The following is a 16,331-nucleotide window of genomic DNA, read 5'->3' on the forward strand; positions in this document are numbered from 1 at the left end:
CAAAACCGCCGACTCACGCGCTGTCGTCACTCCCGCACGAGACGGGCCGCGACCGCGAAGCAGCCCAGCAACAGGGCCGCCGCGCCGATGATACCAACGAGCGAGGGCCGAGGACCGGCGTCCGACCCGGCGGGCGTCTGCGTACCGGGCTCCCGGGGCTGTGCCGGGTCGACAGCCGTCGTGGCCGGTGCAGGCGACGGCTCGACGGCGACCGCGACGGTCCCCGCCTCGGCCATCGCTACCTCGGCCGTGGTCCGGTTGTCCGCGCCGGTCCGGACGGACTGGTTCACCCGGTCCCAGCCGTCCCCGTTCCGTTCGAGCAGCGTGGTGCTGCCGTTCGCGTCTCCTGCCTCGACCGAGAGCTCGGTGTCGACCGACGCGACGTGGTCCATCTCACCATCGACGGAGAGTCCACCCAGCGCCCGGTGACCCGTGGAGAGGCTCAGCTCCGACCCCTCGTGGGTCTGGACCGTCAGCGCGAAGCTCCCGGCCCGCTCGACGGCGAGGGTCAGGTTCGACATCGACACCGCCCGGTCGCCCCCGGGGAGCGGCACGGTGACCGTCGACCCGGCGCGTGCCCGGTCGACCTGCACGGTCAGCCCGTCGGCGAGCGAGCCGCTCGTCGAGACGACGTTGACCGCCCGGACCGTCACGTTCGCCGTATCGGTGTCGGTGTTGCCTGCCGTGTCGGTGACGGTCACGGTCGCGTTGTACCTGCCCGGCTCCTCGAAGGCGTGCGTCGGCGTCGAGCCGTTCGCCGTCGCCCCGTCCGCGAACTGCCAGGTGACGTTCGCGATGCCCCGGTCGTCGCTGGAGTTCGTGGCGTCGAACGCCACCGGCTCGCTCACGTTCGCGACGTAGCCCGGACCGGCATCTGCGACGGGGGGCGTCGTGTCGCCCGCGCCGCCGCCGTCGTCGCCGTCGTCGCCGTCGCTGCCGTCGTCGCCGTCGTCGCCGTCGTTGCCGTCGGAGTCGTCGTTGCCGTCGTTGCCGTCGGAGTCGTCGTTGCCGTCGTTGCCGTCGGAGTCGTCGTTGCCGTCGTTGCCGTCGGAGTCGTCGTTGCCGTCGTTGCCGTCGTCGCCGTCGTTGCCGTCGTCGCCGTCGTTGCCGTCGTCGCCATCGTCACCGCCGCCGCCGCCACCGCCACCGCCGCCACCGCCGCCACCGCCGCCACCGCCGCCGCCGCTATCGGTCTCCTCGACGGTGACGTTCGTGGTGTCGGTGTCGGTGTTGCCCGCCCCGTCGGTCGCGGTGAGCGTGACCGCGTACGTGCCGGGTTCGTCGAAGGTGTGGGCCACCGTCTCGCCGGTCGCGTTCGTGCCGTCGCCGAACGACCACTCGTACGCGGCGATTCCGACATCGTCCGTGGAGCCGTTCGCGTCGAAGTCGACCGCGGTGCCCGCGTCGACCGTGCGGTCCTCGCCCGCGTCGGCGACCGGCGGGGTGGTGTCCGCGACGGTCACCGAGCCGTTGTCGAGGGCGGTCGTCAGCTGGGCGGACTCGTTGTTGACCGAGCTGTCGTCGGGTTCGAACGCCAGCGCCGACGTCGACCCGAGACTGCCGACGACGGTGAACGTCACCGCCGCCACCGTCGGCGACGCCGTCCCGTTCGCGCGGGACTGGGTCACGAACGCCCAACCCGCCTCGTCGTTCACGTTCCGCACCGGGTCGGCGAACTCGACGCCGGAGACGGACTCGAACTGGAGCACCGACGGGTCCCAGGAGAGGTTCGCCTGGTAGCCCGCGATGGCGTCGCCCTCGGTCGTGATGTTCACGGTCACCGTCCCGTCCGGCCCGGCTTCGGCGTCTCCGACGGTCATCCCCGCCACGGGGGAGCCGTCGTCGACAAGCGTCGGTGTGCCGCCCGCGCCGGCACTCGCCAGTGCCGACGGCCCATCTGCGCCGGCACTCTCGTGGCCGGTGGTGCTGGTGGCCTCGTCACCAATCGCCGCGCCTGCCAGCGGTGCACCGAGCACCGCCAGCACGACGAGACAGACGAGCCACAGTCTCGATTGCCCCACGCTACCCCCGCTCTTCCGGTATCGTATCGTCATTATCGACCCCCAACCGCACCCCCCGCGCCATCGGTGGCCCCCAGACCACCGACAGCGAGTCGCCTCACGGATCGCGCGGTATAGTTACTTACCGATTAGGGCTTGAATTAAAATAACTTTCGCCATTGTATGCAAAGTAAATTTATGAGTGGTGTAGCATACCACTGGCAGACGCCGATCTCCGTGTCGCGGGCAGAGACACCGACCCGTTCTCTCCGGTGAGGAGGTGGGACGGTGCGCGATGTCCGCGGCCGCGCACCCCGGTTCCACGGAGAGAAGAGCACTCGCGCCGCCGGCACCGCCTACTCCCCGCCGAACTCCCGCGTGATGGTCTCGCGGTCGATCTTCGACGGGCCGGAGGTAGGCATCTCGTCGACGAACGCGAGGTGGCGCGGGCGCTTGAACCGGGCGAGCTTCCCGTCGAGGAACGCGGTCAGCTCCGCCAGGGTCAGGGAGTCGTCACCCTCGACGACGGCCTTGCCGACCTGCCCCCACTGGTCGTCGGGGACGGGGACGACGACGACCTCGTCGACCTTCGGGTGGCCCGAGACGACGTCCTCGACCTCGGCGGGGTAGACGTTCTCCCCACCTGAGACGTACATGTTCTTCTTGCGCCCCTCGATGTAGACGTAGCCCGCGTCGTCCCGCCGGGCGAGGTCGCCGGTCGACACCCAGCCCTGCCCGAACGTCGCCTCGGTCTCCTCGGGGGCGCGCCAGTAGCCCGCCGCGGCGTGCGGGCTTGCGAGTTCGAGCTCACCGACGGTGCCCGGTTCGACGGGGCTCCCGTCGTCGTCGACGATGCGCACGTCGACGTGCATCGCGGGGACGCCGACGCTGTCGGCCTTCTCGTGGGGCCAGTCCGTCGGCATGGTGAAGTTGTTCGGACCGCATTCGGTGAGGCCGTAGCCCTGCGAGAGGTCGACGCCGCGGTCCCACCAGGTCTGCATGACCGACGCGCGGCAGGGCCCACCGCCCGATTTCACGAACCGGAGCGTCGAGAGGTCGGCGTCGTCCCAGGCGTCGGCCTGGGTCATCATCCGGAGGACCGCTGGAACCGCCACGAGCAGGGTCCCGTCGCGCTCGTCGACGATGGAGAGCACCTCGGTCGCGTCGAACTCGCGGGCGATGACGACCTCCGCGCCGAGGTGGAACAGGGGGACGGTGATGACGTTCCAGCCGCCCGTGTGGAACATCGGGAACACCATCGGCGTCACGTCCTCCGGGCGCAGCCCCCACGCCGTGATGGTGTTGACGGAGTTCCAGGCGATGCTCCCGTGGGTCAGCACCGTCTCCTTCGGCGTGCCCGTCGAGCCCCCGGTGTGCAGGAACAGGTGGGCGTGGTCCTCGTCGACCGTCACCGTGTCGACCGGAGCGTCGTCGTCGGGCACCGCCGCCTCGAACGGCTCGTACTCCGTCTCGCCCACCCCGAGCACCGGCCCGTCGTAGTCGCAGGCGTCGTGGGCCATCGCCTCCTCCAGCAGGTCCGCGAAGGGCTCCTCCACGACCAGCAGCGACGGGGCCACGTCCGAGAGCAGCTCGCCCAGCTCGCGCGGGGCGAGCCGGTGCGACAGCGGCGCGAGCACGCCGCCGGTCTTGCCCGTCGCGAAGAACAGGTCGACGAGCTCGGGGCGGTTCCGAGAGACGACGGCGACCCGACCGCCGACGGTCACGTCGCCCGGTTCTCCCTCACGCGGCGTCGCCCGCCCGGCGCCGCCGACGTTCGACATCGACTCCGCAGCCTCGGCGTCGACGCCGTGCTGTCCCAGGAGGCGCGCCACGCGGTTCGCGCGTCGGTCGAGTTCGGCGTAGGTGTACGCCTCGCCCGTCGTCGCGTCTCGCAGACCGACGCGGTCCGGCGAGAGCGACGCCCGGCGTTCGGACCACGCCCCGACCCAGCCGCCGGCTCTCGGACCGGTCGGCGAACCGGTCACGTCCCGGCCGTCGGACCCCTCGCCTGTACTGTCGTCCCTGGAACTACCCATCGTGCGCCTCCACGCCCGCGTGCGCGCCCCCGGCGTGCACCGTCACGTGGCCCCGGATGTTCGCCGTCACGGCGTCCGCCGACTCGATGAAGAACAGGTGCGAGCCCCCCTCGTAGCGCTCGAGTTCGGCGTTCGGGAGCGCGTCGGCCAGCCGTTCGCCGTTCTCGACCGGGAGCACGCGGTCGTCGGTGCCGTGGAGCACCAGCGTCGGCAGCGTCAGCTGGTCGAGCCACGGCGTGCTGTCGAAGGCGGCGACCGCACCGGCCTGTGCGTTCCGTGCTGCCTCCGGCGCGTCCGACTCCAGCCGCCAGTCGACGATCCGGTCGACCAGCGCCTCGTTCTCGTCGGCGAACGCCTCGGTCATCGCGGGCGTCATCTTGTACCGGATGGCCTCGCGCTCGTCGTAGCCCTCGGGCACGTCGAACATGTACTCCTGTGTCTCCGGCGGGGTCTCCACGGCGTCCTCGCCCCCGTGGGAGGTACAGAGCAGGGTCAGCGAGATGGCCCGGTCGTAGTCCCGGGCGTACTGCTGGGCGGTCATCCCGCCCATGCTCGCGCCGACGACGTGCGCCGCGTCGATCTCTTCTGCGGCGAGCACGGCTTCGAGGTCGCTAGCGAACGCGTCGATGCTGTAGGCCTCCGGGTCTTTGGGGGCGTCGGACTCGCCAGTCCCCCGATTGTCGAAGGCGATGGTCCGGTAGTCCGCCAGTCGCTCGCGCTGGAACCGCCACATCCAGCGCGCGTAGCCTAACCCCTCACAGAAGGCCACCACCGTCGCATCCTGCGGTCCGTCCACGTCGTAGGAGATGGTCACCCCGTCGTTGTCCACGGTCGGCATACCCGTGACAACGCCTGTCGGGATAGAAAAGACCCCGTTTTACATGTTAACCCCTAGCTTGAACCCGGTCCGCCAGCCCCTACCGATATGACAGTCGCGACGGTGGGGGACTCCGCCACGGCCCGCATGACCGTATCGACCGACGCAATCGAGGACTACGCCGCGCTCGTCGGCGACGACAACCCGCTGCACGTCGACGACGGCTACGCCGCCGAGACGATGTTCGAGGGCCGCATCGCCCACGGGATGCTCCCCGCCGGCCTCGTCAGCGCCGCGCTCGCCGAGCTCCCCGGCGACGTCGTCTACGTCTCCCAGGACCTCGAGTTCCGCGCCCCGGTCCGTCCCGGCGACACCGTCGAAGCGACCGTCGAGGTCGTCGAGAATCTCGGGGAGGGCCAGCTCCGGGTCCGCACCACCGCGACGGTCGACGACACCACCGTCCTCGGCGGCGAGGCGACCGTCCTCTCGCTCGCCCACGAACCCGACGACGGCAGCTGCGAGGCCGAAGCCGGCGCGGACTGAGGCTCTTCTGGCGACGTCCGACCGTGAAAGGTTTACAATTATTGTAAACTTTTGCCCGCAATCGACGACCGACCAGCCGACCGGCGCGCGGCTGTCTCGGAATCGCTTGCGATTCCGATGGCCAGTGAGAGCTCGCTCTCACCCTGGCGAGCGTGCCGAGCGCAAGCGAGGTCTCCGCGAGCTTGCGAGCGGAGGGCAGCGAGACGACGGAGGAGTCTCGCCAGGCCGCGAGCCGCACACGTGCGAGGGATGAGAAGCGCAGCGCCAGCGAGCATCGGTCACGAGACGCGAGCGTCTCGTGAGCCCACCGGAAATCTCCGATTTCCGGGGACGCAGCGAGGCCTCCGACTCCAGCGACTCGGGGCTTTCTGGCTGGTGTCGGGACAGCTGAGTCCCACAGACTAGAGGCTTATTCGAGATGTTGATGGCCGTTTCGTAGCCCGAAACCCCGGAGCCCAAAATCTTCCCTGAGACCGACCGTCGCGTTTATCCGCCCGCACTGGGAACGTGACGCCGATGGAGCGTCTCCACGCCCGGTACCCGTTCTTCGCGGCCGCCCGCGACGCGGTCGACGCGGCCGCCGTCGACCTCGGCGAGCTGGTCGCCCGGCCCGACGAGCCGGCGGTCGACCGTGCTGTCGACCGGGTGGTGTCGGCGCTCACCGACCACACCATCGGGGACCCGCACGGGGAGCACGAGGTGGAGCTGCTCTCGTACCCGGTCGCCCGCGTCATCGTCTCGCTGGTCGACGACCCGGTCGTCACCCGGACGTACGCGAAGGCGGAGGCCGCGACCGCTCACGAACGGGTGCTCGCGGACCTCGACGACGGGGACGGGCTGAAGTTCACCAGCAACGACACCGACCTCACGGTCGAGCGGCTCCTGACGGAGTTCGACCTCGACGGCGAGGTGACCCCGACCGAGGACGGCTACGAGGTCGCCGTCACCCGGTATCTGCAGCTCGCGGGCGACCTCGACGATCCGGACTGGCGGCTGCCACGGCGGAGCCTCGCCGACGGCGACGTCCCCGTCACCCGCGAGGAACTGCTGGAACTGCTCCGAGCCGCCATCGAGGAGCGCGTCGCCGCTGGGCTCCCCTTCGCGGTCCCCGATGCCATCGGCGGACACCTCGACCACGCCGTCGCTGCCGTCGAGGACGTGCTCTCGGACCCCGCGATTCCGACCGAGTTCGCGGACGTCGACCCGGCGGCGTTCCCGCCCTGCATGGACGCGCTGCTCGGGCGGGCCCGCGACGGCGACGAGCTGCCGGACCACTCGTGGTTCGTGCTGCTGTCGTTCTGTACGACGATCGGGATGCACGCCGAGGAGATCGTCGCCATCGTCGACCCGGACGACGAGACGGTCGCCGAACGCATCCGCTACGGCGTCGAACGCGTCGGCACGTCGGAGGGCGAGATCGCGTACCCACCGGTATCGTGTGCGACGATGCAGACCTACGGTGACTGCGTGAACAAGGACGAGACCTGCGAGACCATCGCGCACCCGCTATCGTACTACGAGACGCGGCTCACGGTCGACGACTGATCACTCCTCGTCTTCGAGGTCGAGCCAGTAGCGGCGCGTGTAGCCGACGATGGTCATCAGGACGACGAAGCCGGCGATGGCGTAGGCGAGCATCTGGCCACCCTGGGTGGACAGCACGCCCGTATCGCTCCCGTAGGCCATCCCGACGTAGGCCATGGCAGCGATGACGGCCAGGACAGAGGTGCCGGCGACCACGACCTCCTTGACGGTATCAGCGTCCATCTCGTGTCGGCGTTTCAGTGGCCGGGACAAAAGCGTGTCGTACTTACGCCACGGACAGCGTCATCGGCTCGAACGACAGGAACGCCGTCTCGTACCCCTCGTGGCGGGCCACCTGCGGCGGGATGGTCACCCGGAGTTCGACCTCGTCGCCGGACGCCAGCGTCTCGAGGTCGGCGCCGTAGTGGTAGCCGAGCTCGGGGTCGAGGACGGCACCGAGCTCCTCGTCGAAGACGGTCGAACCGTCCCGGGTGACGGTCATCTCCAGCCCGAGCCGGGGGATGAGCATCCCGTTGTACGGCGTTCGTGGCGAGACGGCGAGGTGGGTCCCCGACCCGAACCGCTCCGCCTCGACCGACTGCACGACGAACTGCGCGTCGCCCGAGCTGGCCGTCCCGACGGTCGTCCCCGGCAGCTCGTCGGTCGACTTCGCGACGCCGAGTGGCATGTCCATCATCGTCATCGCGTCGACGGCCGCCCTGTCGCCCGCCCTGTCGGGCGTGTTCTCGTAGGAGATGTTCTGCTTCTCGCTCTCGCTGTAGGAGAGTTCGAGGTCGATGCTCGTCGACTCCTCGAACCGCCCCTCGAACGAGCCGGTCGTCCGGACGCCGCTCAGGCCACCGATGTCGACCTCGACGGTGTAGTTCGCGGTGCCGTCGAGTCCGAAGTTCGCGCCGTAGTGGAAGCCCATCGGCTGGGAGAGCATCGGGTAGATGACCTCCTCCGAGACGACCTCGTCCGCGTTCGTGATGGCGATGCTGACGCCGGCGTCAGGGATGACGACTTGCGTCTCGGGGTCCCAGACCGCGACCATGACGTGTGCCGAGTCGCCCGACTCGATGGACTGCTTCGTGACGTCGGTTCCGGAGACCGTCCAGAACCGGTGCGGATAGCTGTACATCACGCCCGCCGCGAAGTCGCCGGACATGCCCATGTCCTCCATCTTCATGCCCTCGACGTGGGTCGGATAGTAGACGGCGTCTGGTCTGTCGGAGAGGACCGGCGGCTGCCCGGCGGTCTGTGTCTCCAGGAGCCCGGAACAGCCAGCCAGCCCGGCGCTCGCGGCCCCAGCCGACGCCGCGAGGAACGTGCGTCTGTTCATGTGCGTGCCTCGGTGACTGACGGAAAAACGGCTTCTGGTTTACCCGTCGAAACGGGCGGTCTCGCGGTGGTTCACGCGTCGAAACCGATCCGGGTCGGCACCGCCGATCGGGGGCCGAACCGGTCGGCGAGCCCTACTCCGGTCGCGACGTCGGGAGCGCGCGGTGGCGACGCGGCGGCAGCAGGAAGTTGCCGCGCCGCTTGATGAACGTGTACTCCTGGATGCCGTTGTTCACGCGCTGGCGGATGGTCGGCGTGTCGGTGAGGTCCTCCCCGGCCATCGCGCTCTTCGTCGCGACGAAGTCGCTGATCTTCTCCTGCACCGCGAGGAAGTGCAGGCCGGCCTCGCCGCGGTCCGTCGAGTCGAAGTCGCGCCGGAGGATGATCGGCCGCCCATCGCGGCGTGCCCGGGCGGTCTTCTGTGCGTGGCCGACGCGGCCCGCCGAGCGGGCGTCCTCTCTGACCGTCTCCGCACAGGCGCCGGCGCCGGAGTCGTCACCGAGGTTCTCGCCGACGCCTTCGACGGTTCCCTCCTCCGCGTGGGCGGGGCAGAACATCTCCGCCACACGCTCCTCCTGGTCCTGCTCGACGTACCAGTCGTCGAGCCGGAGCCGGATGCGCGAGACGTGCTGGGTCGTCCCGCCGGCGAACGGCCCCTCGCCGATGGTGACGTCGTCCTCCGTCGCCTGGGTCTTCTCGAACCCGGCCTTGAACCCCATGTACAGCGGCGACTCCTCGGGGACGTCGGCCTCCTCGGGGATGCCCGACACGTCGCTGTTCTCGGCGGGCAGCCCGGCACCGACGAAGCCGGTCCGGCGGCCGGGGAACTCCTCGGGCAGGTCGAACACGTCGCCGAGGTGCGCCGACATCTCGACGCCGTTTGCGACGTCGCTGTTGCCCTTCAGGGCCTCCTCGGCCGCGAGCAGTGCCGCCCCGTTGTCGCTCGCGAGGTGGACGACGACGTCGCTCGTGTCGAGCTCGGGGTCCTCGAACGAGGTGAGCGCCGCCGGTTCGGGCAGGTCCACCGAGTCGGGGAGGGACTCCTCGAACCGGTCGAAGTAGCGCGGCGAGTAGCCGACGGTGAACAGCAGCCCCTCGTTCGACCACTCGAAGGCGCGTTCGAGGCTCCGGAGTGCGGACTCGACGGTCTCGCGCTCGTCGGCCGTCGGCGTCCCGTCACCGGCGTAGTCCGCGTACAGCAGGACGTGGTGGCTGGCGAGGACGTGGTTGCCGTGGTCGTCGCTCGGCATGGCCGCGTTCCAGGCGTGCTGTCGGTCCGGCAGGCTGCCCGGGTCGTCGACACCCGCCGGGATGGACTCGCCGTCGTCACCGAACCGGCCGAGGCAGGCGGAGAGGGCGCTCATGCCGCCGATGGCGACCGCCGACTTGACGAACTCGCGACGGTCGATTCCGCGGCTGTCGCTGGGACTCATTGCGTTGCGGTTGGCACTGGCCGACAAAAAACGGCGTGGTGCACGAGTCGAAAGGGCGAGCAGGCGACGAGCAGCCGTCGCGCCGGGGGTCGTCGCACTCCCGCCCAGGCCGCCGGCGCGCGTCGGTCAGGACACGCCGGGGCTGGCCGCGGCTTCCGCTATAAATCACTCGGCGAGCAGCTCGTCGACCAGCAGCGTGAATCGGTCGACGAGGCGCTCTGGCAGCGTCGGCGTCACGTCCGAGAGCAGCTCGCCGGTGCGTTCCGGTGCGGCGAGCGCCAGCGTGACCCGGTTCCGGGCGTCCCGGCGCTTCTCCACGAGCCCCGCCTCGACCAGATTGTCGACGTGGTGCTCCAGCGTCGAGCGGGCGATGCCGACCGCTTCGGCGACCGTCGCCGGTCCCTGTGGACCCCCCTCGATGAGCGTCACGAGCACCTCTCGTGTCGTCTCGCGACGGATGAGCGCCACGGCAGCCCGGTCGAACTCGTCGTACCCCGGCGGGTAGTAGTGTGTCCGGCCGAACAGCTCCTCGCGGACCACCGTGCCAGCACCGACGAGGTCGCGCACGTGGTACTGGACCTGTCCCGGTGCGACCGGCAGCTCCCTGACGAGTTCGTTGAAGTGGATTCCCGGTGTCCCCTCGATCTCGGTCTCGATGAGTGCTCTCGTGTCCGTCATTGGTTGACCCCAGTCCCCTGCCGGAGGGACCGCGCGTACCACACCGCACCGACGACGAGCGCCGTCATCACCACGTCGAGGCCGTGCTCGACGAGGTGGTGGGTCGCGTCCGGGAGCATCCCCAGCATCGTGACCCACGCGACGGCCGACCGCGCGGCGATAGCCGCCAGCGCGAGCACGACGAGCAGAAACGGCCGCGAGCGTCGGCGGACGTAGGCGGCGAGCCCGAGCCCGAGCAGCACCGCGGACCCGAGGGCGGCCAGCCCGATGACCGCGAGCAGCACCGGGTCGACGACCGTCGTCTGTGCGTGGAGCGGTGTGGCCCCCAGCAGGAAGCCCATTTTCCCGTCGTACGGGCTGACGACACCTTAACCGTTCGATTCCGGGGTGCAAGACTTACGTCCTCGCAACCCCTATTTCTACTCGAAACCGAACTGCGACGCAGAGAGAGGTTCGATGGAGGATACACATGGCGCACACCAGAAGCACACCCGCGTCAGGGCGGTCGGAAGGGTCGGCCTCGCCGACGACCGACACCATGGCACGGTACACCCGTCCCGTCCCCGCTGACGCCCACCTCGACCCCCGGTCGCGGCGGGCACGGACCGAACCGATGGCGGTCGCCCCTCTCGGGAGCGGCCGCTACGCCGTCGCGACCGAGCACGGCTCGTACCTCGTCGACGCACGCGAGCACAGCTGCACCTGTCCGGACCACACGTTCCGTGGCGAACGCTGCAAGCACCTCCGTCGCGTCGCCATCGAGATCACCGAGGGCGCGGTCCCCCCGCCGAGTCACGTCGCAGTCGGCTGTGCCGTCTGTGGCACCACGACGTTCGTCCATCGGGACGCACCCGGACCACACCTCTGCGACGAGCACGCCCTCGCCCGCGGCGACCTCGCCACGGACCGTGAGACGGGCGCCACCGTCCTGGTCGTCGGCGTCTCGCCCCGTCGGGCCGACGAGGTCCGCATCGAGAGCCACGACTGCACCGTGGCCGAGTACGAGACCAACCGCGCGTACCCGGCCAGTGACCCGGTCGTGACCGCCGTCTTCCCCGCTGGCGCGGCGTTCGACGACGGGACCACACCGGACTCGCTCCGGGTGTACTCCTTCCCGGCGTCGCGGCTCCGGCGCATCGACCCCGACCAGAACTGAGTGACGAGACGGAGGTTCAAGTACCAGCAAGCGGCCAGCCCGGGCGTGCCCTGACCTGTCGCCGTCCGGCGCGGAGCGGTCGCGCGGTGCGTCGCCGGACGTCCCCCAGCACCGCCTGCTCGCCTACTCGTACTCCCCGAGGTCGCGCTTCCGCGAGCCGCCGACGAACTCCTCGAAGTCGGTGCCGTCGGACAGCGCCGTCTCCTTCTTCACCCGGTAGTTCCCCCCATCGGTCGTGTGCAGGTCCGCCGGGTGGAAGAAGTACCAGTCCTCGCGGTCGAAGCGCACCCCGACCCTGGCCTTCGCGCCGAAGTTCTGCGAGAAGTACAGCAGCGCCTCGATCTCCTCCCCGTCGAGGTAGATTGGCCGCCCCGAGGACGACTTCGCCTCGATGGCGTAGAACCGCTCGCCGTCGCCCGCGAGGACGTCCGGCAGCTCCCGCTCCGTCGCGCTCCCGCTCGCCGGCGCCCGCATCACCGCGAAGCCGGCCTCGTCGAGGCGGTTGACGAGCTCGCGCTCCCGCCTGTCGCCCTTGCGGCTGGAACTCATGGCAGTTCCTCGGCGAGCGGCGGATAAAAAAGACCCGTCGTCGTCGCGCGGTCGGCGGCCTACTCGTCGTCGGGCAGCTCGGTGCCGCCGTCGGCGTCCATCCGCGGCTCCTCTGCATCGTCGTCGGGTTCCTCCACGGCCTCGATGGCTGCGGCGGCAGCGGCGGCTACGTCGTCGGTCTCCGCGCTGTCGTCGTCGGCCGTGCCATCGGCCGCCTCGCCGTCGTCGGCAGCTGTCTCGCCGTCGGCGTCCTCCCTGTCCTCTTCCGAATTGTCGACTGCCTCCGCGGCGGAAACGTCACCGTCGGGGTCGGGCTCGTCCGCCGGCAGCGCTTCGTCCTCGGCCGCTGACGGTTCGGGCTCGGCGTCGCCGTCCTCGTCGGCAGCTTCGACATCGTCGACGAGCGTCGGCTCCGAGCTGGCGGCGTCGGCCATCTCGGCGAAGGCGTCGTCCTCGGATGCTGCGTCGTCTCCGAGGTCGATGTCGCCGACCTCGATGTCCGCGCCGGCGCCGAACTCGTCGTCGTCTGACTCGTCGCCGGTGACCGCCTCGGAGACGGTGTCGTCGTCGGCCTCGACGTCGGCGTCGGCATCCGCGTCGGGTTCGTCTTCGGCAGCGTCTTCCTCGGCCTCGTCGGTGACCGCCTCGGAGACGGTGTCGTCGTCGGCCTCGACGTCGGTGGCGTCTGATTCGTCGTCGTCGGCCTCGACGTCGGTGGCGTCTGATTCGTCGTCGTCGGTCTCCTCGTCGGCAGCGGTCGGCTCCGGGGCGTCCGGCTCGTCGGTCGTCGATGCCGTCACCGCGACGTCCTCGGCGGCGTCGCTGTCGTCGTCTTCCGGATTGGAACCACCGGAGGCGACGGCGTCGGCACCCGGAACGCCGGCGTCGGCCGCCGAGTCACTGCCCGGCAGGATGTCGCCGGGCTGGAGGTACCACCAGCCACCGAGCAGCAGCCCCCCCACGAGGAAGGCGCTGAGTGCGATGGAGGCCGCACCGGTCGCGGCGAGCACCAGCGAGAGGAGCACGCCGCCGGAGCCGAGCGCGAGGAGCATCGTGGCCCGGAGGCTGCGGTCGATGCGCTCCTCGATGACCGCGTCCACGTCGGCCTGCGTGACGTACTCGTCCTGGAGCGTTCCTTCGATGGCCGCGACGTCGGCCTCGGTATCGGCGCGGAGGTCGCTCACGCGTCCGGTCAGGTCGTCGCGGACCGTCGCTGTCGCCGCCTCGCGCTCCGCGCGGAGCGCCTCGTGGTCGGCCACGAGATCCGTCCGGAGCGACTCGATGTCGGCGTCGAGCTCGGACCGCGCCGCTTCGAGGTCGGCACCGAGGTCCGACCGGGCGGACTCGACGGCGCTGTCGAGCTCGCTCCGCAGTAGCTCGAACTCGTCGGCGGTCGCGGTCTCGTGCTCGGCGACGCGGTCGGAGAGTTCGTCGAGGTCGTCGGCGCGGGCCGCGGCGTCGTCAAGCTCCGCGAGCCGGTCGTCGGTCTCGGCCAGCGACTCCGCGGTCGCCATCCGGTCCTGCACGTCGTCGACCGTCTCCGCGAGCGCGTCGAGGTCGTCGGCTCGAGCGGCCGCGTCGTCGAGCTCCACCACACGCTCGTCGAGCTGTGCGACCGTCTCGGCACGGGCGGCCTCCTGCGAGAGGTCGTCGAGCCGGGACTCCAGTGCCGCGAGCCTGTCGACCTCGGCCTTCGCCTGATCGAGCGTCTCGACGGCGTCCCGCACGGTCTCGAGGTCGCTCTCGGCGGCGGCCCGCTCGTCGAGGTCGGCCAGGTCGGCCCGGGTCTGCTGGACGTCGGCCGCGTCGGCCTTGAGCCCGTACAGTTCGGCGATGCTCTCGTCGAGCTCCTCGATCTCGCCCTCGAGCTGGTCGCGGCGCTGCTGGACGCGGTCGCGGAGCCGGTCCAGGAAGGCCGCGGTCGATTCGGACAGTTCGAGGTTCAGCGCCGACGCGATGGCGTCGCGGTCGCCCTCGGGAAGCCGCCCCTCGCGCAGTTCGGCGGCGAGCTGGGAGCCGACCGGCTCGCCCTCGCGTGGTGCCGGCGTCGGGTCGGCTGCCGTCTCGGGTTCCTCGGCATCGTCGCCGGGGTCTGCGTCGGCAGCTTCGGCGCTCTCGACAGCTTCGGCGTCGTCCGTAGCGTCGGTCTCGTCGGCAGCGTCGGCTTCGAAGGCCGACGGCGCCTCCGTCGTCGCCGCATCGTCGCCGATCGCCTCGGCCGTCTCGTTCGGGTCGTCCAGCGAGAACGTCTCGACCGACTCCGCCGCTTCGGCGTCGTCCCCGTCGGGTTCGGTGACGCTCATCTCCTCGCCGTCGACGTCCAGTGTGGAGACGGCCTCGCCGGCGGCCTCGGCGGCCTCGTCCGCGTCGACCGTGACGCCGATGACCGGTTCGTTCAGGAATGGCGCTGGGTCGTCCAGCGACGACCGACGGACGCCGTACACCGTCGTCACCGATTCGTCCGGTTCGAGCCGGCGACGGTACGCGATGTCGTGTGGCCCGGTCCGACGCCAGTTCTCCGCCTCGTAGTCGTCGTGGAAGCCGAACTCGTCCGGCTCCAGCGACTCCGGTGTCGAGTCGCGCAGCTCCAGTGTCACCGGCTCGTCCCGCATCGACGCGATGTCGTACGTCACGACCGGGACGGCCGCCCCTCGGTCAGTCACCCATTTCCGAACCCGGACGCCCCCCTCGGCGACCACCACGGCATCACCGTCCGCTGGTGGCCAGTCGACCGATTCCTCGTCCGTCGATAGTTCGTGTTCCTCGCTCACGTTGGTGCATCAACATCCCCGACCCATTTCATCCTATCGGAATGTTTCATGGAAATTAAGAGTTCAACGGGCTATACTGATGGAATCGGTGATGCCGCCGGCGGAAATCGCCGACAGATTCAGAATCGGCGGGGCCGAGCGACGGTCGGTGGCACCGACTACGTCCCGTGCTGCCAGGAGCCCATGTACTCGGTCTGGGCGTCTGTCAGCGAATCGTAGTCGACGCCCTCCGCGTCGAGCTTGATCTCTGCGACCTCCCTGTCGAGCTCGTCGGGCACCTCGTGGACGCCGGCGTCGTAGGCGTCACCGTTCTCGACGAGTTCGCGGACACAGACTGCCTGCACGCCGAAGGACTGGTCCATGACCTCGACCGGGTGGCCGAGCGCGATGGGCGAGGCGAGGTTGACGAGGCGGCCCTCGGCGAGCACGTTCAGGCGGCGGCCGTCGTCCAGCTCGTAGGCCTCGACGCCGTCGCGGGCCTCGTAGCGGTCCGCGGCCATGTCCGAGAGCGCGTCGAGGTCGACCTCGATGTCGAAGTGGCCGGCGTTGGCCAGCAGCGCGCCGTCTTTCATCTTCTCGAAGTGCTCGGCGGTGACGACGTCGCGGTTGCCCGTGACGGTGAGGAACACGTCGCCGATTTCGGCGGCCTCGCTCATCGGCATCACGTCGTAGCCCTCCATGTGGGCTTCGAGGGCGCGGCGGGGTTCGACCTCGGTGACGATGACGTCGGCGTTCTGGCCGCTGGCCTTCTTTGCAACGCCGCGGCCGCAGTCACCGTAGCCGGCGACGACGACGTTCTTGCCCGCGTAGGAGAGGTTCGTCGTCATCGCGATGGTCGCCAGCGAGGACTCGCCGGTGCCGTGGACGTTGTCGAACAGGCGCTTCATCGGCGTGTCGTTGACGGCGAAGACGGGGTAGTCGAGCGCGCCGTCCTCGTCCATCGCGCGGAGGCGGTGGACGCCGGTCGTCGTCTCCTCGGCACCGCCGACGATGGAGTCGATGAGCTCCGGGTGGTCCTCGTGGATGGCGGCGACCATGTCCATCCCGTCGTCGACCGTGATGGTCGGCTCGATGTCGATGACGGCCTCGATGGCCTCGTAGTACTCGTCGTCGTCGACGCCGCGTTTCGCGTAGCTCGTGATGTTCTCGTGGGTGTCGAGCGCCGCGCTCACGTCGTCGTGTGTCGACAGCGGGTTGCAGCCGGTGATGGCCACCTCCGCGCCGCCGTCGGCGAGCAGCTCGACGAGGTTCGCCGTCTTCGCCTCGACGTGCATCGCCATCCCGATGCGCTGGTCGGCGAAGGGCTGGTCGCGTTCGAACTCCTCGCGCAGTGCGTTCAGGATGGGCATGTGCTGGCGTGCCCAGTCCATCTTGCGTCGTCCCTCGTCGCGAGCCGCCTCGATATCGTCGAGTTGCTCGCTGATAGGCGGGTACTGACTCATACCTTCTGGGATGGGTAGCGGGTGGAAAACCCTACCGGAGT

At 70.0% G+C, this 16,331-nt stretch carries 14 protein-coding genes; 3 read left to right on the forward strand and 11 right to left on the reverse strand.

Annotation, left to right across the window (positions count from 1 at the left end; all coding sequences use genetic code 11):
* Positions 1–26: 26 nt before the first annotated feature.
* The 3 genes from ACSG06_RS11675 to ACSG06_RS11685 form a co-directional block, all read right to left on the reverse strand.
* Positions 27–2,021, reverse strand: a complete 1,995-nt coding sequence (locus tag ACSG06_RS11675; RefSeq protein ID WP_440990458.1) for a PKD domain-containing protein — start codon at positions 2,019–2,021, stop codon at positions 27–29.
* 335 nt (positions 2,022–2,356) lie between these two features.
* Positions 2,357–4,036 (reverse strand): AMP-binding protein, encoded by a 1,680-nt coding sequence (locus tag ACSG06_RS11680; RefSeq protein ID WP_440990459.1) that lies wholly within the window; start codon positions 4,034–4,036, stop codon positions 2,357–2,359.
* Positions 4,029–4,874 carry an alpha/beta fold hydrolase gene (locus ACSG06_RS11685; protein WP_440990460.1) on the reverse strand — a complete coding sequence of 282 codons (846 nt, stop codon included), beginning with the start codon at positions 4,872–4,874 and terminating at the stop codon, positions 4,029–4,031. Before ACSG06_RS11685 ends, ACSG06_RS11680 begins: the two co-directional genes overlap by 8 nt.
* An 87-nt stretch (positions 4,875–4,961) precedes the next feature.
* Between ACSG06_RS11685 and ACSG06_RS11690 the strand changes: the two genes are divergently transcribed.
* Positions 4,962–5,396, forward strand: a complete 435-nt coding sequence (locus ACSG06_RS11690; protein ID WP_440990461.1) for a MaoC family dehydratase — start codon at positions 4,962–4,964, stop codon at positions 5,394–5,396.
* Between the two features lie 516 nt (positions 5,397–5,912).
* On the forward strand, positions 5,913–6,941 hold the full coding sequence (locus ACSG06_RS11695) for a DNA primase regulatory subunit PriL (RefSeq protein WP_440990462.1): 1,029 nt from the start codon (positions 5,913–5,915) through the stop codon (positions 6,939–6,941).
* Here the strand turns inward: ACSG06_RS11695 and ACSG06_RS11700 are convergent, their stop codons facing one another.
* The 5 genes from ACSG06_RS11700 to ACSG06_RS11720 form a co-directional block, all read right to left on the reverse strand.
* The gene (locus ACSG06_RS11700; RefSeq protein ID WP_440990463.1) at positions 6,942–7,163 is read right to left on the reverse strand and encodes a DUF7472 family protein; all 222 of its coding nucleotides are present in this window, start codon (positions 7,161–7,163) and stop codon (positions 6,942–6,944) included.
* A gap of 43 nt (positions 7,164–7,206) precedes the next feature.
* Positions 7,207–8,262, reverse strand: a complete 1,056-nt coding sequence (locus tag ACSG06_RS11705) for a DUF7350 domain-containing protein (protein ID WP_440990464.1) — start codon at positions 8,260–8,262, stop codon at positions 7,207–7,209.
* A gap of 133 nt (positions 8,263–8,395) precedes the next feature.
* Positions 8,396–9,694 carry a DUF7405 family protein gene (locus ACSG06_RS11710; protein WP_440990465.1) on the reverse strand — a complete coding sequence of 433 codons (1,299 nt, stop codon included), beginning with the start codon at positions 9,692–9,694 and terminating at the stop codon, positions 8,396–8,398.
* Between the two features lie 165 nt (positions 9,695–9,859).
* A complete protein-coding gene (locus ACSG06_RS11715; protein ID WP_440990466.1) occupies positions 9,860–10,372 on the reverse strand; it encodes a winged helix-turn-helix transcriptional regulator in 513 nt (170 codons plus the stop codon).
* Positions 10,369–10,713, reverse strand: coding sequence for a DUF7471 family protein (locus ACSG06_RS11720; RefSeq protein WP_440990467.1), 345 nt, complete (start codon positions 10,711–10,713; stop codon positions 10,369–10,371). Before ACSG06_RS11720 ends, ACSG06_RS11715 begins: the two co-directional genes overlap by 4 nt.
* Before the next feature lie 197 nt (positions 10,714–10,910).
* On the opposite strand from ACSG06_RS11720, the gene ACSG06_RS11725 reads away from it, so the two are divergent.
* Positions 10,911–11,528: an SWIM zinc finger family protein gene (locus tag ACSG06_RS11725; RefSeq protein WP_440990468.1), complete on the forward strand. Its 618-nt coding sequence runs from the start codon at positions 10,911–10,913 to the stop codon at positions 11,526–11,528.
* A gap of 123 nt (positions 11,529–11,651) precedes the next feature.
* On the opposite strand, the gene hjc is transcribed toward ACSG06_RS11725, so the two are convergent.
* The 3 genes from hjc to ACSG06_RS11740 all read right to left on the reverse strand — a co-directional run bounded on the left by hjc (position 11,652) and on the right by ACSG06_RS11740 (position 16,290).
* Positions 11,652–12,077: a Holliday junction resolvase Hjc gene (gene hjc, locus ACSG06_RS11730; protein ID WP_440990469.1), complete on the reverse strand. Its 426-nt coding sequence runs from the start codon at positions 12,075–12,077 to the stop codon at positions 11,652–11,654.
* 59 nt (positions 12,078–12,136) lie between these two features.
* Complete coding sequence (locus ACSG06_RS11735) at positions 12,137–14,848, reverse strand: coiled-coil domain-containing protein (protein WP_440990470.1); 2,712 nt, start codon at positions 14,846–14,848, stop codon at positions 12,137–12,139.
* Between the two features lie 158 nt (positions 14,849–15,006).
* Positions 15,007–16,290 (reverse strand): adenosylhomocysteinase, encoded by a 1,284-nt coding sequence (locus ACSG06_RS11740; protein WP_440990471.1) that lies wholly within the window; start codon positions 16,288–16,290, stop codon positions 15,007–15,009.
* Positions 16,291–16,331 lie beyond the last annotated feature (41 nt).

The organism is Haloarchaeobius baliensis (assembly GCF_052060055.1).
GTDB classification, from domain to species: Archaea; Halobacteriota; Halobacteria; order Halobacteriales; family Natrialbaceae; genus Haloarchaeobius; species Haloarchaeobius baliensis.

What these genes read in the sequence shown, in the direction of transcription:
- ACSG06_RS11680 (WP_440990459.1), bottom strand. Translation starts at nt 4,036, where the DNA reads ATGGGTAGTTCCAGGGACGACAGTACAGGCGAGGGGTCCGACGGCCGG.
- ACSG06_RS11685 (WP_440990460.1), bottom strand. Translation starts at nt 4,874, where the DNA reads ATGCCGACCGTGGACAACGACGGGGTGACCATCTCCTACGACGTGGAC.
- ACSG06_RS11690 (WP_440990461.1), top strand. Translation starts at nt 4,962, where the DNA reads ATGACAGTCGCGACGGTGGGGGACTCCGCCACGGCCCGCATGACCGTA.
- ACSG06_RS11695 (WP_440990462.1), top strand. Translation starts at nt 5,913, where the DNA reads ATGGAGCGTCTCCACGCCCGGTACCCGTTCTTCGCGGCCGCCCGCGAC.
- ACSG06_RS11700 (WP_440990463.1), bottom strand. Translation starts at nt 7,163, where the DNA reads ATGGACGCTGATACCGTCAAGGAGGTCGTGGTCGCCGGCACCTCTGTC.
- ACSG06_RS11705 (WP_440990464.1), bottom strand. Translation starts at nt 8,262, where the DNA reads ATGAACAGACGCACGTTCCTCGCGGCGTCGGCTGGGGCCGCGAGCGCC.
- ACSG06_RS11710 (WP_440990465.1), bottom strand. Translation starts at nt 9,694, where the DNA reads ATGAGTCCCAGCGACAGCCGCGGAATCGACCGTCGCGAGTTCGTCAAG.
- ACSG06_RS11715 (WP_440990466.1), bottom strand. Translation starts at nt 10,372, where the DNA reads ATGACGGACACGAGAGCACTCATCGAGACCGAGATCGAGGGGACACCG.
- ACSG06_RS11720 (WP_440990467.1), bottom strand. Translation starts at nt 10,713, where the DNA reads ATGGGCTTCCTGCTGGGGGCCACACCGCTCCACGCACAGACGACGGTC.
- ACSG06_RS11725 (WP_440990468.1), top strand. Translation starts at nt 10,911, where the DNA reads ATGGCACGGTACACCCGTCCCGTCCCCGCTGACGCCCACCTCGACCCC.
- hjc (WP_440990469.1), bottom strand. Translation starts at nt 12,077, where the DNA reads ATGAGTTCCAGCCGCAAGGGCGACAGGCGGGAGCGCGAGCTCGTCAAC.
- ACSG06_RS11740 (WP_440990471.1), bottom strand. Translation starts at nt 16,290, where the DNA reads ATGAGTCAGTACCCGCCTATCAGCGAGCAACTCGACGATATCGAGGCG.